General features: G+C 61.9%; 18 protein-coding genes and 2 tRNA genes. 15 read left to right on the top strand and 5 right to left on the bottom strand.

All coding sequences use genetic code 11. The annotated features are described in order from the left end of the window. The first annotated feature begins 94 nt into the window (after positions 1–94). On the top strand, positions 95–1,057 hold the full coding sequence (locus ABRA89_RS17580) for an AEC family transporter (protein WP_349942798.1): 963 nt from the start codon (positions 95–97) through the stop codon (positions 1,055–1,057). Here ABRA89_RS17580 and ABRA89_RS17575 read toward each other — a convergent pair. After that, positions 1,010–2,233 carry a UbiH/UbiF family hydroxylase gene (locus ABRA89_RS17575; RefSeq protein WP_349942797.1) on the bottom strand — a complete coding sequence of 408 codons (1,224 nt, stop codon included), beginning with the start codon at positions 2,231–2,233 and terminating at the stop codon, positions 1,010–1,012. The two genes, ABRA89_RS17580 and ABRA89_RS17575, sit on opposite strands and share 48 nt — an antisense overlap. Before the next feature lie 177 nt (positions 2,234–2,410). Here ABRA89_RS17575 and pcsA point away from each other — a divergent pair, with 177 nt between their 5' ends. The 3 genes from pcsA (at position 2,411) to glgX (ending at position 6,557) form a co-directional block, all read left to right on the top strand. Beyond that, positions 2,411–3,157 carry a phosphatidylcholine synthase gene (gene pcsA / locus ABRA89_RS17570; protein WP_349942796.1) on the top strand — a complete coding sequence of 249 codons (747 nt, stop codon included), beginning with the start codon at positions 2,411–2,413 and terminating at the stop codon, positions 3,155–3,157. 22 nt (positions 3,158–3,179) lie between these two features. Continuing rightward, complete coding sequence (locus ABRA89_RS17565; RefSeq protein WP_349942795.1) at positions 3,180–4,157, top strand: quinone oxidoreductase family protein; 978 nt, start codon at positions 3,180–3,182, stop codon at positions 4,155–4,157. Between the two features lie 150 nt (positions 4,158–4,307). Next, a complete protein-coding gene (glgX, locus tag ABRA89_RS17560; protein WP_349942823.1) occupies positions 4,308–6,557 on the top strand; it encodes a glycogen debranching protein GlgX in 2,250 nt (749 codons plus the stop codon). A 90-nt stretch (positions 6,558–6,647) separates the two neighbouring features. On the opposite strand, the gene ABRA89_RS17555 is transcribed toward glgX, so the two are convergent. The 3 genes from ABRA89_RS17555 to ABRA89_RS17545 are packed head-to-tail and all read right to left on the bottom strand — an operon-like array spanning position 6,648 to position 9,852. Then, the gene (locus ABRA89_RS17555) at positions 6,648–7,670 is read right to left on the bottom strand and encodes an Hsp33 family molecular chaperone (protein ID WP_349942794.1); all 1,023 of its coding nucleotides are present in this window, start codon (positions 7,668–7,670) and stop codon (positions 6,648–6,650) included. 13 nt (positions 7,671–7,683) lie between these two features. Further along, on the bottom strand, positions 7,684–8,619 hold the full coding sequence (gene argF, locus ABRA89_RS17550) for an ornithine carbamoyltransferase (protein ID WP_349942793.1): 936 nt from the start codon (positions 8,617–8,619) through the stop codon (positions 7,684–7,686). Between the two features lie 18 nt (positions 8,620–8,637). After that, entirely contained in the window at positions 8,638–9,852 is a 1,215-nt protein-coding gene (locus ABRA89_RS17545) for an aspartate aminotransferase family protein (protein ID WP_349942792.1), read from the bottom strand. Positions 9,853–9,881: 29 nt separating this feature from the next. On the opposite strand from ABRA89_RS17545, the gene ABRA89_RS17540 reads away from it, so the two are divergent. The 3 genes from ABRA89_RS17540 to ABRA89_RS17530 all read left to right on the top strand — a co-directional run bounded on the left by ABRA89_RS17540 (position 9,882) and on the right by ABRA89_RS17530 (position 11,332). Beyond that, positions 9,882–10,160 carry a VOC family protein gene (locus tag ABRA89_RS17540; protein ID WP_349942791.1) on the top strand — a complete coding sequence of 93 codons (279 nt, stop codon included), beginning with the start codon at positions 9,882–9,884 and terminating at the stop codon, positions 10,158–10,160. Positions 10,161–10,241: 81 nt separating this feature from the next. Continuing rightward, positions 10,242–10,478: a VOC family protein gene (locus ABRA89_RS17535; RefSeq protein WP_349942790.1), complete on the top strand. Its 237-nt coding sequence runs from the start codon at positions 10,242–10,244 to the stop codon at positions 10,476–10,478. A 272-nt stretch (positions 10,479–10,750) separates the two neighbouring features. After that, positions 10,751–11,332: a GcrA family cell cycle regulator gene (locus ABRA89_RS17530; protein WP_349942822.1), complete on the top strand. Its 582-nt coding sequence runs from the start codon at positions 10,751–10,753 to the stop codon at positions 11,330–11,332. A 57-nt stretch (positions 11,333–11,389) separates the two neighbouring features. Here ABRA89_RS17530 and rlmB read toward each other — a convergent pair whose 3' ends face one another. Continuing rightward, complete coding sequence (gene rlmB, locus ABRA89_RS17525) at positions 11,390–12,205, bottom strand: 23S rRNA (guanosine(2251)-2'-O)-methyltransferase RlmB (RefSeq protein ID WP_349942789.1); 816 nt, start codon at positions 12,203–12,205, stop codon at positions 11,390–11,392. A 198-nt stretch (positions 12,206–12,403) separates the two neighbouring features. On the opposite strand from rlmB, the gene ABRA89_RS17520 reads away from it, so the two are divergent. The 8 genes from ABRA89_RS17520 to ABRA89_RS17485 all read left to right on the top strand — a co-directional run bounded on the left by ABRA89_RS17520 (position 12,404) and on the right by ABRA89_RS17485 (position 19,823). Further along, a tRNA-Tyr gene (locus ABRA89_RS17520) sits at positions 12,404–12,488 on the top strand. 22 nt (positions 12,489–12,510) lie between these two features. After that, positions 12,511–12,584, top strand: a tRNA-Gly gene (locus ABRA89_RS17515). Between the two features lie 597 nt (positions 12,585–13,181). Then, complete coding sequence (locus ABRA89_RS17510) at positions 13,182–14,270, top strand: septal ring lytic transglycosylase RlpA family protein (protein WP_349942788.1); 1,089 nt, start codon at positions 13,182–13,184, stop codon at positions 14,268–14,270. Positions 14,271–14,396: 126 nt separating this feature from the next. Continuing rightward, complete coding sequence (locus ABRA89_RS17505) at positions 14,397–15,599, top strand: D-alanyl-D-alanine carboxypeptidase family protein (protein ID WP_349942787.1); 1,203 nt, start codon at positions 14,397–14,399, stop codon at positions 15,597–15,599. 24 nt (positions 15,600–15,623) lie between these two features. Continuing rightward, the gene (gene tmk / locus ABRA89_RS17500) at positions 15,624–16,310 is read left to right on the top strand and encodes a dTMP kinase (protein WP_349942786.1); all 687 of its coding nucleotides are present in this window, start codon (positions 15,624–15,626) and stop codon (positions 16,308–16,310) included. A 2-nt stretch (positions 16,311–16,312) separates the two neighbouring features. Continuing rightward, a complete protein-coding gene (locus ABRA89_RS17495; RefSeq protein WP_349942785.1) occupies positions 16,313–17,368 on the top strand; it encodes a DNA polymerase III subunit delta' in 1,056 nt (351 codons plus the stop codon). A 101-nt stretch (positions 17,369–17,469) separates the two neighbouring features. Next, positions 17,470–19,026 carry a methionine--tRNA ligase gene (gene metG / locus ABRA89_RS17490; protein WP_349942784.1) on the top strand — a complete coding sequence of 519 codons (1,557 nt, stop codon included), beginning with the start codon at positions 17,470–17,472 and terminating at the stop codon, positions 19,024–19,026. After that, a complete protein-coding gene (locus tag ABRA89_RS17485) occupies positions 19,026–19,823 on the top strand; it encodes a TatD family hydrolase (RefSeq protein ID WP_349942783.1) in 798 nt (265 codons plus the stop codon). Before metG ends, ABRA89_RS17485 begins: the two co-directional genes overlap by 1 nt.

The following is a 19,823-nucleotide window of genomic DNA, read 5'->3' as shown; positions in this document are numbered from 1 at the left end:
CCCGCAATAGACAAGTTCATGGCCCGCGCGCAAGAACCGAACGTATTTCGGCGGTGTGACGGTCCGACCCTCCCGACCGGACATCCTGCCGTCCATGCTCGAAATCTTCGGCCTGATCGCGCCGTTCTTCGGTCTCATCGCCCTCGGCTTTGTCACGGGACGACTGGTTGATCATCCGGTATCGGGGCTCGCCTGGCTGAACGTCTTCGTCATTTATCTTGCGCTGCCTGTGCTCTTCTTTCAGCTGCTGTCGAAAACGCCTGTGGAAGAGCTGACGCGGGTCGGATTTATCGCGGCGACGACCGCTGGCACCTTCATCGCCTTTGCGGGAACGCTCGCGCTCGGCCTCTGGAAGACGCGTGGCGATCTCGCGGCCTCGACCATTCAGGGCTTTGCGGGCGCCTATGGCAATATTGGCTACATGGGGCCGGGGCTCGCGCTGGCTGCCTTTGGCAGCGGTGCGGCAGTGCCCGTCGCGCTGATCTTCTGCTTCGACAATATCCTGCATTTCACGATGGCGCCGCTCTTGATGGCGCTTGCAGCGGGCCGGGGCGCCACGTTCGGAAAGCTCGCGGGCGAAGCGCTACGGCGCATCTTCACCCATCCCTTCATTATCGCGACGATCTTCGGTATCGGCGCCGCGATCATCGGCTTCGAGCCGCCTGAGCCCGCAGAACGCTTTCTCAATCTCCTCGCCGATGCCGCCGCCCCTTGCGCGCTGTTTGCCATGGGCGTGACGCTGGCGCTTCGGCGGCTAAAGCGCGTACCCGTCGAGCTTGCCTGGCTGGTGCCGATCAAGCTTGTCGTTCACCCGCTCATCATCTGGCTGCTGCTTGGCTTCGTGCCGGGCGTTGACCCTGTCTGGGTGCATACGGCCATGCTGATGGCATCGCTGCCCGCAGCTACGAACGTCTTCGTTCTTGCCCAACAGTACGATGTCTGGACCGAGCGCGCCTCGGCCACCGTGCTAGTCTCGACCGCGTTCTCGGTGCTGAGCGTGGCCCTGTTTCTATATCTCATCACCGAAGGACTGCTGCCGACGAGCCCATTCCTTTAAAGGCCTCGGAAGTCCGAAGAATCCTGCACCCGGCGAAACGCCCTCGCGCATGGCGAAGCGTCGTAGCGGGGAGGATGCTGCCATCGCCGTCAGGCCGGCCGAGCGGCCAACTTGAATTGGCAGGAAATCCGTGAGCAGCGAGCGATTGAGCGCATCGACACCGGCCGTGCGGCTGGAAACATCGCCGCGGCGCCTGGCCTCGAAGCGCAGCAGCGTCGAGCGCCGGCCGGGATCGTCGCGGCTTTCCTCGAGGCAATCGAGAAGAACGCTGCAGTCGCGCAGGCCAAGATTGAGCCCCTGGGCTCCGATCGGCGGAAAGACATGGGCTGCTTCGCCGACAAGGGCGAGGCGTTCGTCTGTCAGGCGATCCACAGTCGCGCTGGAGAGCGGGAAGGCGCTGATCTCGCTTTCTATCGTGACCTTGCCAAGGATCGAATGCATCTTTTCTTCGATGACGCGCTCGAGCTTCTCGGGTTTCAGGTCGACATAGAGTTCGGCAAGGTCCGGTTTCTCGACCCAGACGATCGCGGAATTCTTGCCCGGCATCGGTACCTGTGTGAACGGTCCGGTGCGGGTGTGAAATTCCGTCGAGACCGAATTGTGCGGGACGGCGTGGGAGATGTTGAGAACCAGCGCCGTCTGCGGATAGCGCCAGCTGCGCGTCTTGATGCCCGCCGCCTCGCGCATTGCCGATTTCCGTCCATCGGCCGCAATGACAAGGCCGACTCCGATTGCCGAACCGTCGGAAAGGCGAACCGTGGCACCATCGCGATCCGCTTCGAAGCCGACCGCACTCGCGTCCCGTCGTTCGAGATTTCTCTCGTCTTCGGCGGCCTTGTCCAGAATCTCCGCCAGATCGCGGTTCATGATGTTGTAGCCGAAGGCCGGCAGATCGATTTCCGTTGCCCGAAACTCGACATTGGGCGCGCGAAAGAGCCGGCCGGTGTCGTCGATGAGCCGCATCACGGCGAGCGGCTCGGACTTTTCGCCCACGGCTGATTCGAGGCCGATCCGTTCGAGAAACGCCATCGACGAGCCGATCAGCGCGGTCGTGCGTGTATCGGGCTTGCCGGACGGGGCGATCAGGATCGTGTCGAAGCCGGATTGGGCGAGGGCGATCGCCATGGCGGTTCCGGCCAGTCCGCCGCCGACGACTGCGATATCGCGCTTTTCCATGGCTTGCCTTTGCCTCCAACGTTTCTGGTCTATGCCTCAGTTGAAAGGCAGGACCGAAAATTCGTTCCTCAACCCCGCGAATTACAGGCGAATGCTGCTATGTCCATAAGCGAGATCATGCTTCATGCAGCGACAGATTGCAGCGCTTGAGACCAAGATAAAGGTACCTTCGACGTCATGTCCTTCGATTTGAGCCGGTTTGCGCAATGGCGAGCCTTCCTCGTCCACATCCTCACGGCGACAGGGGCCTTTTTTGCGTTCCTGTCCCTGATTGCGGCGGGCGAGGGCCGATTCGTCGATGCCTTCCTCTGGCTCGGCGTCGGGCTCTTCGTCGACGGCATCGACGGGCCGATCGCGCGCAAGTTCGAGATCAAGCGACGGCTTCCGAACTGGTCGGGCGACATGCTCGATTCGGTGATCGACTATTCCACCTTCAGCCTCATCCCTGCCGTCGCGCTTTATCATTCCGGTATCATCGGCAGACCGCTTTCTTTCGTTGCTGCGGCGCTGATCGTCATCACCAGCGCGATCTATTACGCCGATCTGCGCATGAAGACGAAGGACAACTTCTTCCGTGGCTTTCCGGTGTGCTGGAACATGCTGGTCTTCACGCTCTTTGCGATACATCCGAACGAGCTGACGGCCTTTCTCTTCGTGGCGCTCTGTGCCGTCGCCACCTTCATGCCGATCAAGTTCCTACATCCGGTGCGCGTTCAGCGCTGGCGGGTGCTCAACCTCACTGTGTTCGCGGTCTGGTCGGTTCTCGGTATCGTCGCGCTGATCCAGGGGCTGGAGCCTTCTTTCCTCGTCAAGGCGGGACTCGTGGCTTCGGGCCTCTACCTCTTCGCCATCGGCGGCTTCTTCCAGCTCTACGACAAGTTCACCGGGGCCACCCCGGACGCGGAAGAACCGACCAAACACTGAGATTTTGGGGAGCGAAGACACCATGACGAAAGCAATGCGTATTTACGAAACCGGCGCGCCTGAGGTGATGAAGTGGGAAGAGATCGATCTTCCCGCGCCGTCCGAAGGCCAGATCCGGGTTCGCCAGACCGCCGTCGGGGTCAATTTCATCGACACCTATTTTCGCGACGGCACCTATCCTGCGCCGAGCTTTCCCTTCACGCCGGGCAAGGAGGGCGCCGGCGTCGTCGAAGCGGTGGGGCCGGGCGTCACCGATCTGAAGGAAGGCGACCGCGTCGCCTATGCGGCGGCTGATGGCTCGTACGCCGAAGAGCTGATCATCGATGCCGCCAAGGTCGTGCCGATCCCGGATGGTGTGTCCGACGAGACGGCCGCCGGCATGATGCTGAAGGGCATGACCGCCGAATATCTCCTGAACCGCACCTTCAAGGTCGGCAAGGATACGACACTACTGTTTCATGCTGCCGCTGGCGGCGTCGGCTTGATCGCCGGACAGTGGGCAAAGCACCTCGGCGCGACGGTGATTGGCACCGCCGGCAGCCCGGAAAAGTGCGAACTCGCCAGGGCGAATGGCTACGATCACGTGATCAATTACCGCGAGGAGAACTTCGTTGAACGGGTTGCCGATCTCACCGACGGCAGGAAATGCGACGTCGTCTACGATTCGGTCGGCAAGGATACGTTCGATGGCAGTCTCGACTGCGTGAAACGGCTCGGTATGATCGTCACCTTCGGCCAGTCGTCCGGCGTGGTTCCGCCTTTCTCGACGGCTATCCTCAACCAGAAGGGCTCGCTCTTCCTGACGCGCCCGAGCCTCTTCAATTATACCGCGACGCGCGAAGAATTGCTCGACTGCGCGAAGAACCTGTTCGAGGTGGTGAAGTCCGGCGCGGTCAAGATCGAGATCGGCCAGACCTATCCTCTGTCGGAAGCCGTCCAGGCCCATCGCGATCTGCACGCGCGGAAGACGACCGGGACGACGGTTCTGACAATCGGCTGACAACCGATTCCGACGCGATGCGCGGGGAGGGCGGTTCAGCCGCCCCTCCGCTCGTCAGATTTTGCGTCGCACAATGGAACACCCGGCCTTACTATCGATTGAAGCCAAGTCTCTTCTCTTGCGCTACGGGGCACCCGGTTGACCATTCACATCACACCCAACACCAAAGCATCCCACCAACAAGGCGCTGATCGTCCAGCGTGGCGCGTGCGAGAAGGTCGACCCTATCCGCTCGGCGCAACCTGGGACGGCCTCGGCGTCAATTTCGCAATCTTTTCCGCGCACGCCACGAAGGTCGAACTCTGTATATTTTCGCCAGACGGCGAGACCGAGATCGAGCGGATCGAGCTGCCCGAATATACGGATGAGATCTATCACGGCTATCTGCCCGAAGCGCGGCCGGGGCTCATCTACGGCTATCGCGTGCACGGACCCTACGAGCCCGATGCCGGCCATCGTTTCAATCCGAACAAGCTGCTGCTCGATCCTTACGCGAAACAGCTGCGCGGCGAGGTGAAGTGGGACCACGCGCTGTTCGGCTATACGATTGGTCATGCGGACGAGGACCTTTCCTACGACGAACGCGACTCGGCGCCTTTCATGCCGCGCTGCGTCGTGGTGGATCCGGCGTTTACCTGGGGCAATGAGCGCAAGCCCAATGTGCCTTGGGACCGGACGATCTTCTACGAGACCCACGTAAAGGGGTTCACCCAGCGCCATCCGTCCGTGACCGACTTCGATCGCGGCAAGTTCGCCGGTCTCATGAACCGCGATGTCGTCAACTACATCCGCTCGCTTGGCGTGACCTCCGTCGAATTCCTGCCGATCCATGCTCTCGTCGACGACAGCTATCTCGTCGATCAGGGCCTTCGGAACTACTGGGGCTATAACTCCATCGGTTTCTTCGCGCCCGATCCGCGCTATCTGGCCTCACCTGTCGTCAACGAGTTCAAGGAACTTGTGGCAGCGTTCCACAGTGCCGGGCTCGAGGTGATTCTCGACGTCGTCTACAACCACACGGCCGAGGGTAACGAGAAGGGCCCGACGCTCTCCTTCAAGGGTATCGACAACGCCGCCTATTACCGGCTGCTTCCCGATCAGCCGCGCTACTACATCAATGACACCGGCACCGGGAATACGGTCAACACAAGCCACCCGCGCGTCATGCAGATGGTGACCGACTCGCTGCGCTACTGGGCTGGTGAGATGCGCGTCGACGGCTTCCGCTTCGATCTCGCGACGATCCTCGCGCGCGAACCGAGCGGCTTCTCGCAGGAGTCGAGCTTCCTCCATGCCTGCATGCAGGACCCGCTGCTTTCTCAGGTGAAGCTGATCGCGGAACCTTGGGATTGCGGTCCGGGCGGCTATCAGGTGGGTCAGTTCCCGCCGGGCTGGGCCGAGTGGAACGATACCTATCGCGACATCGTGCGCGGGTACTGGCGCGGCGACGAGGGCTTCATTCCGAAGCTCGCAGGCAAGCTCTCGGCCTCGGCCGACCTCTTCGACAGCCGCGGTCGCAAGCCGTGGGCCAGTGTCAACTTCATCACCGCCCATGACGGTTTCACGCTGAACGATCTCGTCACCTACAACGAAAAGCACAACGAGGCGAATGGCGAGAACAATCAGGACGGCCACGACCATAATATCTCTTACAATTATGGGGCCGAGGGCGAGACTGACGACGAGGAGATCAAGGATGTCCGCCTGAGGCAGATGCGGAACTTCTTCGCGACGCTGCTTTTTTCGCGCGGCACGCCGATGATTCTCGCGGGCGACGAGTTTGCTCGATCGCAGGGCGGCAACAACAACGCCTATGCGCAGGACAACGAAATCGGCTGGGTCGACTGGGAAGCCCCGGAAGAGTCCCGACAGCTTGCTCGTTTCGTCCAGCGCCTCATCAAGCTTCGCCAGAGCCTTCCGATCTTAAGGCGCGGCACGTTCCTGCACGGCACGTTCGACGAGGAATTGGGCGTCAAGGATGTCGCCTGGATACGGCCGGATGGTGAAGAGTTCGAGGATGACGACTGGGAGGACCCGGCTGCCAAATGCTTTGGCGTTCTCCTCGATGGCCGCGCCCAGTCGACCGGTATCCGCCGTCCCGGCACCGATGCGACGATGCTGCTCGTCATGAATTCTCACGACGATGTCGTGAACTTCAAACTCCCGGAAGCCCCCGGAGGTCTACGCTGGCAGCGGGTCTTCGACACGAACACGCCGGAGGAGTTCGAGTTCGAACCCTTCGACTTCGGCCACGACTATATGGTCACCGCTCGCTCGTTCCTGATGTTCCTGATTGAACCAGATAAGAACGAGGAAGGACAGGAAGAGGCGATCCGGTCCTTTGCCTATATCCGCGAAGCACTCGCGCAGGCCGCGGGCGATCCGCTGCCGCTCAAATAGAAGAGAGCGGAAATCGGTCGCTTGGCGTAAAATCGCGATAGCGACCGAACATGATTGGAAGAGGTCGCGCGGCTTAAACCGCGCGACCGATTACTGATCTGAAGGCGCCGATTCGGAATCATCTGCGAACTCCGCCGGATCGAAGACATATTCCGAAGAGCAGAATTCGCATGTGACCTCGATCTTGCCGTCCTCGATGCTCTCCTGGAATTCTTCTTCCGAAAAGCTTTCGAGAACGGTGCGGATGCGCTCGCGCGAGCAGGAGCAATCGTCCGCGACGGTGTTCGCCGGAAACACGCGCACGCCCCGCTCGTGGAAGAGGCGATAGAGCAAACGCTCGACGCCGATCTCAGGATCGGTGAGTTCGGAGGCGTCCACCGTGTCGACGAGCGCGCGGGTTTCGAGCCAGGTATCGTCGAACTCGATCGTGTCGCCGGCCTCGTCGCTGCCTTGCGGTGCATCGCCACCCGGTAGATCAGGCATGCGCATCCGCTCGGGCGCTTCGGGCAGAAACTGGACGACCATGCCGCCAGCCCGCCAGGTCTCGTTGAAGCCATGCTCGCCGCGCCGTGCGATGCGTGCGACCGCAAGCTTCACCGTGGTCGGGATCTGCTCGGACTGGCGGAAATAGGACTCTGCCACCTCTTCCATCGAGGCGCCGTTCAATTCGACGATCCCCTGATAACGCTGGGTGTACTCGCCCTGATCGACGGTGAGCGCGAGGATGCCTTGGCCGAGAAGCGCCTCGGGCGAGGTCGCGCCACTTTCAACGGCCGCCGCGAGCTTCTCCTCGTTGTAGCGGGCATAGGCTCGCACGGATGAGGGCGTCGTGAAGTCGACCACGAGAAGATCGACCGCGCCGTCGGTCTGTGTCTGGGCGATGAACTTGCCGTCGAATTTCAGCGAGGTGCCGAGGAGCACGGTCAGCACGATCGTTTCCGCAAGCAGCCGCGCGACCGGCTCGGGATAGTCGTGCCGATCGAGAATGCTGTCGAGCATCGGGCCGAGCTGCACGGCGCGGCCGCGCGCATCGAGCGGCTCGACATGGAACGGCACCACGGCGTCGTCGCCCGCGAGCGTCATCTCGGCGAGCGTTGTTTCCTGATCAGCCATAAGGTCCGGCCTCCTATGCGAGCCCCAATTTGCTGTCTTCAAGCGCTCCGAAGACCCATGCCATGATGGACTTCTGCGCATGCAGCCGGTTCTCGGCCTCGTCGAAAACCACCGATTGGGGACCGTCCATGACGGCATCGGTGACCTCCTCGCCGCGATGCGCCGGCAGGCAGTGCATGAAGAGGGCTTCGGATTTCGCGTGACGCATCAGGTCTTCGTTGACCTGATAGGGCATGAACACGTTGTGGCCGCGCGCTTGAGCTTCGCGGCCCATGGACACCCAGGTATCGGTGATGACGCAATCCGCGCCGCTCACCGCTTCGACCGGGTCGTTCATAGTTAGGATTTCGGCGCCCTGGTTGCGAGCCCAGGTGACGAAGCGTGCATCGGCTTCCGAGCCTTCCGGCGTCGCGATGGTCATCTTGAAGTCGAACCGGGCGGCCGCCTCGATCCAGGAGGCGGTGACGTTGTTGCCGTCGCCGACCCAGGCGAAGGTCTTGCCCTTCACCGGACCGCGCTTTTCCTCGAAGGTGAGGATGTCGGCCATGATCTGGCAAGGATGGGTGTCGTCGGTCAGGCCGTTGATGACTGGCACCGTCGCACTCTCGGCAAGCTCCATGAGGCGCGCATGCTCCGTCGTGCGGATCATGATCGCATCGACATAGCGCGACATGACCTTGGCGGTATCGGCTATCGTCTCGGAACGGCCCAACTGCATCTCGGTGCCCGACAGGAACAGCGTCTCGCCGCCGAGTTGGCGCATGCCGACATCGAAGGAAACGCGCGTGCGGGTCGATGGTTTGTCGAAGATCATGGCGAGGACCTTGCCTTCGAGCGGCTTGGGCTGCCTCGCACCCAGGGATTTGCGATACGCCGCATCGGCGATGATGGTCCGAAGGTCCCCGCTTTCGACGGCGGCGATATCGAGAAAATGCTTCACAGAGGTCATCGTCGGATCTTACGGCGCTCAGGCGCTCTTCTTGTTTTCGGAAAGGGCGGCGAAGGCGTCTTCGAGGCGCTGCATGGCCTCGCGGATTTCCTCCGGCGTGATCGTCAGAGGCGGCAGCAGGCGTACGACGTTGTCACCGGCCGGGACCGAGAGAAGACCCTCGGCACGAAGGGCTGTGACAGCTTCCGTGTTCGGGCAGACGGTTTTCAGGCCAATAAGGAGGCCCGAGCCGCGCACCTCTTCAAGAACGTCCGGATAGCGATCCTTCAGGGACTCGAGCGACTGCTTGAACAGGATCGCCTTGTCGCGGACGCTTTCGAGAAAGCCGTCTTCGAGGACGACGTCGAGAACCGCGTTACCGACGGCCATGGCCAGCGGGTTGCCGCCATAGGTGGTGCCGTGGGTACCCGGCGTCATCGCCGACCCGGCCGCTTCCGTCGCCAGGCAGGCGCCAAGCGGGAAGCCGCCGCCGATGCCTTTGGCAGTTGCAAGGATATCGGGCTCGGCGCCGCCAGCGTTCTGATGGGCAAAAAAGCGACCCGTCCGACCGACGCCGGTCTGTACCTCGTCGTAGATGAGGAGGATACCGAGTTCGTCGCAGAGTTCGCGCAGGCCGGTGAGGCAGGGTAGGGGCAGTTTGCGCACGCCGCCTTCGCCCTGCACCGGCTCGACGAGGATTGCAGCAACGTCCGGCTCGGTAGCCGCCTTGCGCAAAGCGTCATGATCACCAAAGGGCAGGGATGTGAAGCCGGGCGCCTTGGGTCCGAAGCCTTCAAGATATTTCGCCTGGCCGCCAGCTGCGATGGTGCCGAGGGTCCGGCCATGGAAAGCGCCTTCGAAGGTGAGGACGTTCACCCGTTCCGGCGCGCCGTTTACATAGTGATAGCGTCTCGCCGTCTTGATGGCGCATTCCAGCGCCTCGGCGCCGGAATTGGTGAAGAAGACGCGTTCGGCAAAAGTCGCCTGACACAGCCGATCGGCGAGGCGTTTCTGGCCCGGTATCTCGAAAATATTCGAAACGTGCCAGAGCTTGTCGGCCTGGCTTTTCAGAGCTTCCACGAGATGCGGATGGGCGTGGCCCAGCGCATTGACCGCGATGCCGCCGGCGCAATCGAGATATCGCTTGCCGTCGTTTCCATTCAGCCAGACCCCCTCACCGGACTCGAAGGAGAGCGGCGCCCGGTTATAGGTCGGATAGATCGAAGACGAAGTCTGAGCGGTTGAAGACGGCATGAGCTCGACGAGAGTCCAGAGGAAAGTTGTTGCGCGAACTGGTCCTTCAAAAACGACAAGCCCGCCGCGAAGGGCAGGCTTTCGAGGACCGGTTCGCCGCCGGTGATGTTTCTGGCCTATACCATGCGATAGGCCGTTTTTGTCAACGAAACGCATTCCGCGCGGGCATTTTCGGCCGACTTCGCAGCAGTTCGAAGAGGATGCTTCAGCAAGTCGCGGTCATCACGCTCGGCATTGGCGATCTGGAAGCCTCCACACGCTTCTACGGCGACGGATTTGGCTGGAAGTCGGTTTTCAGCGACGAGTAGATCGTCTTCTACCAGAAGAACCGCTTAGTTCTCGGCACCTGGCTCGTCGATCGGTTGCGGGCGGATGCCGACGTTCTCGAGATGCGGGCACCGGCTGCGATGGCGCTTGCGCACAATGTTCGGGAAGAGGGCGAAGTCGCGCCTTCGATGGAGCGGCTCGTGGCGGCGGGCGGGACCACCCTGCGTCCTGCGGATGCGCCGCCCCATGGCGGACTTCGCGGCTATGTCGCCGATCCCGACGGGAATGTCTGGGAGGTCGCAGTCAATCCGGCCTGGTTGATCGGCGAAGATGGGTTCGTGACATTTGCGGCGGGATAGGACGAAAAAATCGTCCGTAAACGTTCGAACCGGCGACACATGAAGCTTGTGCGAAAGTGTTGCCGGGATGCAAAGGTTGGGGAAAAGCAGAACGAGACGGCGCTGGAAAGCCCGTTTCCCTTGTCACCCGATTCGTCATCATTATAGATAGTAGCCAACGACACTATATTTCGTAGTGAGGCTCGACCAACCATCCAGATGCTGTATGCGTGGCGCAACTCCCAATGTGCCGGCCTGTCTGGATGCGGCCGAAAGCGGCGAAAGGAAGCATGATGAGCTGGACCGACGAACGCGTCAGCACTCTTAAGCAACTCTGGACCGAAGGGCTCAGCGCGAGCCAGATCGCCGACAAGCTCGGCGGCGTGACCCGAAACGCGGTGATCGGCAAGGTGCATCGCCTGAAGCTCGAATCCCGCGGTAAGACGGCGGCCGAAGAGGCTCCTGTAGAGGCAAAGCCAGTGGAAGAGCCCGTTGAGACCGTACAGCAGCAGCCCCAGGTCGAAATAATCGAAGAGACCGTTGTCGCCGGGCGCTTTGCCGCTGCTGCTTCAGCAGCGTCCGCGCCGCGCCCGCAGTCTTTCGGTGCGACGGCTCTCAAGATGGAGCCCGAAGAGGACGAGGATTACGAGGTCGAGCCGGAAACCCGCACCGATGCGAAGACCGGCGAAGTTGTCCCGATCGCGCGCAAGCTGACCCTCGTGCAGCTGACTGAGCGGACCTGCAAATGGCCGGTCGGCGACCCGATGCATGACGATTTCCACTTCTGCGGCAACTCTTCGCGCGATTCATCGCCCTATTGCGAGTTTCACGCCAAGCTCGCCTTCCAGGCCGTGGAACGCCGCCGGGTTCGGTGACAAGGGTCGAGAAGCTGGTTGTCTGATATTCGCCAGCTTACCTGAAGTCGAAACTTCTCAGGCTCGGCTCGGTAGCCGCTTGCGGATTGCGTAAAGCGCGACGGCGGCTGCATTCGAGACATTGAGCGAATGGATCGCGCCCGGCATTTCGAGCCGGGCGAGGGTGTCGCAGGTCGAACGCGTCTTCTGGCGCAGACCCTTACCCTCCGCACCGAGGACGATCGCGATCTTCTCGCCGTCGATCGCCGTCTCGAAATCGCTTTTGCCTTCCGAGTCGAGGCCGATCGTGCGGAATCCCTGCGCCGAAAGCTTCTCCAGTGTCTCGGCCAAATTTCGAACTTCGATCTGCTTGACGTGCTCCAAGGCACCCGATGCCGCCTTGGCGAGGACGCCGCTTTCAGCCGGCGAATGGCGGGACGTCGTGATGAGGCCGTCAGCGGCAAAAGCCGTCGCCGATCTGAGGATCGCGCCGACATTATGCGGATCGGTGACCTGATCGAGAACGAGGATCAGGCTCGCATCGCCCAGCTGATTCAGCCGCAACGGCTCCAGTGGTTCTGTTTCAAGGCACGCGCCTTGATGCACCGCATCGCCGCCGAGAAGTTTGTCGAGGTCTTTCGGCTCGAGCATCTCGACCGGGCAGGGGATTTCACCTTCCGCCATATCAAGCCTGCCGAGCGCATTGCGGGTGACGAAGAGCCGATGGCAGATCCGATCGGGATTCTTGAGAGCCGCCGCCACTGTATGCAGGCCGTAGAGCCGCAGCGGCTCGGGCGCGGAAGGCTCACGCTCGCGTTTCCTGTCGCGGTGCGCCCGCCGCAGGGTGGCGTAGTGAGTATCCTTGGGCGTGTGGGAAGGCTGATCTGAGGTCATTGGGATGCCTTATCGAACCCGGTGACCGCCGACAACTCGGGGTCTTGAGCAGCACTGGTGAAAACCTCCCAAAATTGCAGTTAGAAGGCGTTGACAGACAGGCTCTGTCCGACCATAACGCCACCCGGATGCGGACGGCGCTGCTGCTCGCACCCAACCGGTTTGATGCTTGACCGACAGGCATCGAAACGGCGGCTCGGAGGGGTGTCCGAGTGGTTAAAGGAGACGGACTGTAAATCCGTTCGCTATGCGTACGCTGGTTCGAATCCAGCCCCCTCCACCACCGCCGTCTGTTGTCCGGTTCCGCGGGTATAGCTCAATGGTAGAGCAGCAGCCTTCCAAGCTGAATACGCGGGTTCGATTCCCGCTACCCGCTCCAGACTCAAACTGAACAATCCGTAATTCGAAGAAGGTCGAGGACTTGGTCCGATCGACGGGCATAGCCCCCCTGGCAGCAGAAGCATCGAAAAAGTCTCAGGCCGGAAACATTTCGGTAAGGATATTGGCCCATTCTGACGCGCGATGCGTTGCTGCTTGAACACAGGCTGGATTCAAATCCACGAAGAGCGAAAAAGTGAGTCGATGCGCAAGTCCCGCGCCAGCTTCGCCATGGACGCGCACTGTCATCAATCCGCCAGCCGTCGCTTTTATGGTCGGCATGGGAGTGTTCCAAGCCCATCAAACCGTTTTCAGATCATGGTCTTGCGCGGAGCCGCGGCATCTGACGCCGAAGAACGGCTGCGTCTGAAGTCGACGGTTCGTGACGAGCGAGAAGGAAGACCCCGGCAAGCTTCGGCTGCCATTTTGTCCGGCAAGAAAAGCGTCTTCATAAAATCTCAATGCGGGTCTGCGGCTTCTTGCGGCTTGATTGGCGATGGTGCGCTTTGTTACAGAAACGTGCTCCGGTCACGATCCTTCGAAAGTGGGGACTTTCATAAGGGGACGCGACCGAAGAATGGTGAGAGGGAAAACGTCTATGGTTTCCAACGTTGCGGCGACACGTCGCCGACAGGTCATGATCGCCTCTCTTCTGGGGGTCGGTCTCGGACTGACAGGCTGCCAGGACAAGGGTGCGACGGGCGCGATGGACGACATCGCGACGGACGTGAAATTCGACGAGAAAACCTACGGCGTACCGGCCTCGCCTCGAATGGCCGAACGGACAGCCAGAAACATCAGGAAGGGCGGGGGACGCTCTCAGATCGGCAAACCCTACAAGATCAAGGGTGAGTGGTATTATCCGAAGGACGAGCCGGGTTACGTCGCTTCCGGACAGGCCTCCTGGTACGGGCCGAACTTTCACGGTCGCCTGACCGCCAACGGCGAAACCTACGACATGCGCCATCTGTCGGCGGCCCATAAGACCTTCCCGCTGCCTTCCTATGCGATGGTCACCAATCTCGAAAACGGCAATCGGGTGAAGGTACGCGTCAACGATCGTGGGCCCTTCGCCCATGGCCGGGAGATCGATCTTTCCCAGAAGGCCGCCGAACTCCTCGACTTCAAACACAGCGGCACCGCCGAAGTTCAGGTCGAATATCTCGGCCGCGCGCCGCTGGAAGGCGATGACAGCCAGATGCTGCTCGCAAGCTATTCCCAAGGCGGCGGCACGGCGCAGGACGTGATGGTGGCGTCTTCGGACGATCGCCGTAACGGCATGGCCAGTGCGGCGGCCTATGATAGTTCGGCCAATGCGCCGGTCCCCGGCATCCGGCCGATGCAGAGCCTGTTCCAGAACCAGCCGTCGCGCACCGGCAGGATGATCGACACGCTGAGCTCTTTCCGCGGCGAAGAACGCCGTTCGGGCGCCACCAAGGCGCTAGAAGCGCTGGGCGCCGCGAACGCACCGAAGACCGAGAAAATCCATCTCGGTACGATCGATCGCAACCTGATGGCGAAGGTCGGCAACGTCATCGGCGTCGGATCGAGCGCACGCGCGGAGGCAACAAACCGCGCAGACCTCGTATCGGCCACGGTGACGGCAAATCCGAGTGTCGACAAGGACCGGCTTCTGAAGAAGCTTTGGTCCGCCGGTTTCACGGATGCATTCCCGGTCCGCGACTGAGACTTTCGCGAAACGGCCGCGAGATGGCGCGCTTTCGTAAGGGATAACGGCAATCGGCGCTTTCGCGCGCCGGTGAGGGGCGATAAGAAGGTATATACCTTATCCATCCTTTCCGACGCTGCACCGATGATGCCATTTCAAAAGCCGATGACAGGAGCGCTGCTCGCGGCGCTCGCATTCATTGTCCTCCCCCTCCACGAGGTGTCAGGCCAAGAGGCGGCCAAGAGTGGATACGGCCTGGAAACAGAAGCCCCGCGTGCGATTCTTATCGAAGATCGTACGGGGACTGTGATCCTCGACAAGAACGCCTCCCAGCCCTTCGAACCGGCATCTCTCGCAAAGCTGATGACGATGGAAATCGTCTTCGAGGCGCTTAAAGCGGGCGAAATATCGCTCTCCACTGAATACACTGTCACGGAGCACGCCTGGCGCACGGGCGGCGCGCCGTCCGGCGCCGCGACGATGTTTGCGGCCATCAACTCCTCTATACCGGTCGCTGATCTGATCCGCGGCACGATCATCCAGGGCGCGAACGATGGTGCGATCATCCTGGCGGAGGGTATGGCCGGCTCCGAGGAAGAATTCACCGAGCGCATGAACGCTCGGGCCGAAGAGCTTGGCCTCAAGGATACGCGCTACGCCAATCCGACAGGTCTTCCTTCGGAGGAGGGCGCGCAGCAGACGACCGCGCGCGACCTCGTCACCCTTACGCGGCATCTGCGCACCGAGCATCCCGACCTTTACAAGATCTACGCCGAGCCGGCCTTCGAGTGGAACAAGATCTTCCAGCGCAACCGCAATCCCGTGCTGCGCGGCGATCTCGGCGGGGAGGGGGTCGGAACAGGCTTCTCTGAGGCGAGCGGCTATTCGCTGATGGGTGCAGCCTCCAAGAAGGGGCGCACCTTGCTCCTAGCGCTTTCGGGCCTTGAAAGCGGCGCGGCACGCGAACAGGAGGCCCAGCGGCTTCTGGAGTTCGGCTTCGACGGGCTGATCGAGGCGGACGTGCTCGAAGCCGGCGCCGAACTCGGCGAAGTTCCGGTCTTCAATGGCGTCGTGGAAACCGTGCCGGTGCGCATCCAGGAACCGATCGCGATCCTGCTACCGGAAGATTCGCTCGAAGAGGTGAGCGCGCGCCTTCGATTCGAAGGACCGGTGATTGCACCGGTCGAGGAGGGAGATCTGGTGGGGCTCGTTGATATTCAGGTTTCCGGTGAGACTGTGTATAGCCAGCAGATCTTTGCGGCCGCGCCGGCACCGGTTGGCAGCTTCGCCGAACGGGCGAGCGGTGCCCTTTCGGAACTTGCCTTCGGCTGGACACGTTCGTTCTGAGCTGAACGACAGACGGGAGCTTGGGTGGCCGGAAAATTCATCACGTTCGAAGGTGGCGACGGAAGTGGCAAGACCACGCAGGTTTTGCGGCTTGCAGAGGCGCTTCGCAGGAGCGGCCACGACGTCGTGACGACCCGGGAGCCGGGCGGAACGCCGGGTGCCGATGCAATCCGCCACGTTGTCCTCTCTGGAGCGGCGAAAGATCTCGGCCCGAATATGGAAGCCGTTCTTTTCGCGGCGGCGCGCGCCGATCATCTGAGCAGCGTGATCCGTCCAGCCCTGGAAAAAGGGGCTATCGTCATCTGCGACCGCTTTCACGATTCGACGCGGGTCTACCAGGCGGCGACCGACGAGACCGATCTCAACTTTCTCGACAGGCTTGAGACCGCGACGCTCGATGGCGTGTCGCCGGATCTGACGATCATTCTCGACGTTCCGGCAGAACTCGGTTTCGAGCGCGCCCGCGTTCGGCGATCGGAAGCTGCGGCGGACCGGTTCGAGGCTGATGAGCTGGACATTCATGCGGAGCGTCGCGAACGCTTCCTGGCGATTGCCGAGGACGAGCCGGAGCGCTGCATCGTCATCGACGGGCGAGGCGAGGAGGACGAGATCGCCGAGGATATCGCCGCGGCGGTCGAGGACCGCTTGGGTTTGAAGGCTGACGACGCCAAGGACGAAGCGGTTCGATCCGGCGAAACGGTTTCCGGCTGAATATGGATATCTCCACGCAGGCCGAGCACGACGATCTCGACGGCGTGCCGCCGCCGAAGGCGCAGACAGCGCTTATTGGCCAAAATGGCCCCTTCAAGGAGTTCCGGTCGGCCTTCGCGGCTGGGAGGCTGCATCACGCCTGGCTGCTTCAGGGGCCGCGCGGCGTCGGTAAGGCGACCGCCGCCTTCGCCTTTGCACGCATGCTGCTGGGGGCCGAGCCGACGATGGCGGAGGAGGGCGTTTCGTTTCCGGATCAGGGTTCGATTACGCGGCAGATCGCGACCGACGCCCATCCCGGCGTCATCCACGTCACTCGCGCCGCGCAAGAGCGTGGAGCGGGTTTCCGCAGCCAGATTACCGTCGACGAGGTGAGGCGGCTCGCCCGCTTCTTCCACGCGACCGGCGCCCAGAACAGCTACCGGATCGCGATCATCGATCCGGCAGACGACATGAACCGCAACGCCGCGAACGCGCTCCTGAAAATGCTGGAGGAGCCGCCACGCCGGGCAATCTTCTTCATCATCAATCACGCGCCGGGGCGGCTCCTGCCCACCATCCGCTCGCGCTGCCGCTTCCTGCGGTTTTCAGAACTCGGCGACGATGCATTGCTTGCCGCGATCCGAGCCGTGAAGCCTGACGCCGCCGACGAGAACGCTGATGTTCTGGTCGAGGCCGCCGAAGGCTCGGTTCGGCGGGCGCTTCAAATCGCCGAATATGGCGGGGTCGAGATCCTTAAGGCGCTTGAGCCGCTGCTCGTCGCAGATCGGCCCGATTGGAACGCCTTCGGCGCGATGGCCGATCAGCTGGCGATGCGCGGGCGCGAGGCCTCTTACGATCTGGCGGTCGAAGCAATCACCTCGACGATCGCGAAGGCGAGCGAGAACGCGCTGAGGGCAGGGGCGCTTGGCCGGGCCGCCGAACTTTCCGCGCTCTGGCAGAGCGAGAAAGATCGCGTTCGCGAGGCGGCGGCCTATAATCTCGATCGCAAGCAGGTGCTTTTCACGCTTTACGACCGCTTTCACGAGGCGAATGCCAGCGAGCATGTCGCGGCGGCCTGATCCGCGTCTGAGAGAGATCGCCGTGCTTCATTGAGGCCCGCGCGCTTTTGGTCTATCCCGCGCGCAACCAATGCCAATCTTCAAGAGACCGAATAATACCCATGGCCGAACGGTACTATCTGACCACCGCGATCTCGTATCCGAACGGCAAGCCGCATATCGGACATGCCTACGAGCTGATCGCGACGGATGCGCTGGCGCGCTTCAAGCGGCTCGACGGATACGACGTGTTCTTCCTGACCGGCACGGACGAGCACGGCATCAAGATGCTTCAGAACGCGCGGGCTCAAGGGCTGACGGCGCGCGAGCTCGCGGATGCGAACTCCGCCGAATTCCAGCGCATGTCCGTGGCCCTCGGCGGGTCGAACGACGACTTCATCCGCACCAGCGAGGCGCGGCACAAGATCACCTGTCAGGCGATCTGGAAGCGGATGGAAGAAGCGGGCGACATCTACAAGGATTCCTATTCCGGCTGGTACTCGGTGCGCGACGAAGCCTATTACGGCGAGGACGAGACCGAGCTTAAGGAAGACGGCACGCGGATCGGCCCCCAAGGGACACCCGTCGAGTGGATCGAGGAGGAGAGCTACTTCTTCCGCCTCTCGAAGTTTCAGGAGCCGCTCCTGAAGCTCTACGCCGAGAGCCCGGATTTCATCGGTCCGAACGAGCGGCGCAATGAGGTCGTTTCCTTCGTGAAGTCGGGCCTGCGCGATCTCTCGATCTCGCGCACTACGTTCGATTGGGGTATTCCGGTGCCCGGCGACGAGAAGCACGTGATGTATGTCTGGGTGGACGCGCTCACGAACTATCTGACTGCGACCGGCTATCTTGAGGATGAGAACGGCGAGCGGGCGGGCTTCTGGCCGGCGGACCTTCACGTGATCGGCAAGGACATCACGCGCTTCCACACTGTCTACTGGCCGGCATTCCTGATGTCTGCGGGCCTGCCGCTGCCCAAGCGCGTCTATGCCCACGGCTTTCTCTTCAATCGCGGGGAGAAGATGTCGAAGTCGGTCGGCAATGTGATCGACCCCTTCGCGCTGGTCGAAACCTATGGGCTCGATCGGCTGCGCTATTTCCTGCTGCGCGAAGTGCCTTTCGGCCAGGACGGCAACTACTCGCATGACGGCATCGTCAACCGGACGAATTCCGAACTCGCCAACGATCTCGGCAATCTCGCCCAGCGCTCGCTGTCGATGGTCGCCAAGCATTGCGAGGGCAGGGTGCCGCAGCCGGGCACATTTACGGAGGCGGACAACGCGATCCTGAAGGCGGCGTCCGATCTTCTGCCGCTTTGCCGCGACGCTGCCGACAAGCAGCAGCTGCACCAGATCCTTGCGGCGATCATTGCCGTCGTCAGCCAGGCCAATCGCTATTTCGCGGGAGAAGAGCCGTGGGCGCTGCGCAAGACGGATTTCGATCGGATGCAGACGGTGCTTTATGTAACGGCCGAGGTGCTGCGGACGGTGACAATCCTGCTCCAGCCCTTCACGCCGGAAAGTGCGGGGAAACTCCTCGATATTCTCGGCGTTCATGAGGACGACCGTGGTTTCGACGAATTGACGAATAATGCGCGGCTTGCTCCAGGCAGTGATCTGCCGGCTCCGAAGCCGATCTTCCCGAAATTTGTCGAAGAAGAAGCGACGGCCGCCAGCTGATGTTCATCGTCGACAGCCATTGCCATCTGGACTTTCCGGATTTCGAGGAAGACCGCGACGCGCTGATCGCGCGGGCGAACGCCAATGACGTACGCCTGTTCGTGACCATCTCGACGAAGGTCGCGAAGATCGAGCGGCTCATCGAGCTGACGCGCCGCTATGACAGTGTCTACGCCTCCGTCGGCACCCATCCGAACTCGGCCGACGAGGAGCCGGACGTTGCGACCGAGACACTGGTCGAGACCGCTGGCAAGAACGAGAAGATCGTCGCGATCGGCGAGGCCGGGCTCGACTATCACTATGATCGCGCGCCTCGTGACGTCCAGAAGGCTGTCTTCCGCCGGCATATCGCGGCAGCGCGCGAGACGCAGCTGCCGCTCGTGATCCATGCGCGCGACGCTGACGATGACGTAGCGGAAATCCTGCGCGATGAAAGCGGGAAGGGGGCTTTCCCCTTCATCCTGCACTGCTTTTCCTCGGGCCGAGCTCTGGCGGAAACCGGGCTCGAACTCGGCGGGCACGTGTCCTTCTCCGGCATCCTGACCTTCAAGAAGTCGGACGAACTGAGGGCAATCGCAGCCGACGTGCCGATGGACCGGCTGCTCGTCGAGACCGACGCGCCTTATCTCGCGCCGACGCCCTATCGCGGCAAGCGCAACGAACCCGGCTATACCCGCCACACGGCGGAGGTGTTGGCGGAGGTAAAGGGCGTCTCGTTGGACGAGATCGCGCAGGTGACCTCCGACAACTTCTTCAAGCTGTTCACCAAGGTGCCGGACCCCCGGCCCGCGGCCTAG

The sequence above is a fragment of the Fulvimarina thalattae genome (assembly GCF_040239565.1).
Taxonomy (GTDB): domain Bacteria; phylum Pseudomonadota; class Alphaproteobacteria; order Rhizobiales; family Rhizobiaceae; genus Fulvimarina.
This window is presented reverse-complemented; position numbering and strand designations above follow the sequence as displayed.

What these genes read in the sequence shown, in the direction of transcription:
- ABRA89_RS17580 (WP_349942798.1), top strand. Translation starts at nt 95, where the DNA reads ATGCTCGAAATCTTCGGCCTGATCGCGCCGTTCTTCGGTCTCATCGCC.
- ABRA89_RS17575 (WP_349942797.1), bottom strand. Translation starts at nt 2,233, where the DNA reads ATGGAAAAGCGCGATATCGCAGTCGTCGGCGGCGGACTGGCCGGAACC.
- pcsA (WP_349942796.1), top strand. Translation starts at nt 2,411, where the DNA reads ATGTCCTTCGATTTGAGCCGGTTTGCGCAATGGCGAGCCTTCCTCGTC.
- ABRA89_RS17565 (WP_349942795.1), top strand. Translation starts at nt 3,180, where the DNA reads ATGACGAAAGCAATGCGTATTTACGAAACCGGCGCGCCTGAGGTGATG.
- ABRA89_RS17555 (WP_349942794.1), bottom strand. Translation starts at nt 7,670, where the DNA reads ATGGCTGATCAGGAAACAACGCTCGCCGAGATGACGCTCGCGGGCGAC.
- argF (WP_349942793.1), bottom strand. Translation starts at nt 8,619, where the DNA reads ATGACCTCTGTGAAGCATTTTCTCGATATCGCCGCCGTCGAAAGCGGG.
- ABRA89_RS17545 (WP_349942792.1), bottom strand. Translation starts at nt 9,852, where the DNA reads ATGCCGTCTTCAACCGCTCAGACTTCGTCTTCGATCTATCCGACCTAT.
- ABRA89_RS17535 (WP_349942790.1), top strand. Translation starts at nt 10,242, where the DNA reads ATGCGGGCACCGGCTGCGATGGCGCTTGCGCACAATGTTCGGGAAGAG.
- ABRA89_RS17530 (WP_349942822.1), top strand. Translation starts at nt 10,751, where the DNA reads ATGAGCTGGACCGACGAACGCGTCAGCACTCTTAAGCAACTCTGGACC.
- rlmB (WP_349942789.1), bottom strand. Translation starts at nt 12,205, where the DNA reads ATGACCTCAGATCAGCCTTCCCACACGCCCAAGGATACTCACTACGCC.
- ABRA89_RS17510 (WP_349942788.1), top strand. Translation starts at nt 13,182, where the DNA reads ATGGTTTCCAACGTTGCGGCGACACGTCGCCGACAGGTCATGATCGCC.
- ABRA89_RS17505 (WP_349942787.1), top strand. Translation starts at nt 14,397, where the DNA reads ATGATGCCATTTCAAAAGCCGATGACAGGAGCGCTGCTCGCGGCGCTC.
- ABRA89_RS17495 (WP_349942785.1), top strand. Translation starts at nt 16,313, where the DNA reads ATGGATATCTCCACGCAGGCCGAGCACGACGATCTCGACGGCGTGCCG.
- metG (WP_349942784.1), top strand. Translation starts at nt 17,470, where the DNA reads ATGGCCGAACGGTACTATCTGACCACCGCGATCTCGTATCCGAACGGC.
- ABRA89_RS17485 (WP_349942783.1), top strand. Translation starts at nt 19,026, where the DNA reads ATGTTCATCGTCGACAGCCATTGCCATCTGGACTTTCCGGATTTCGAG.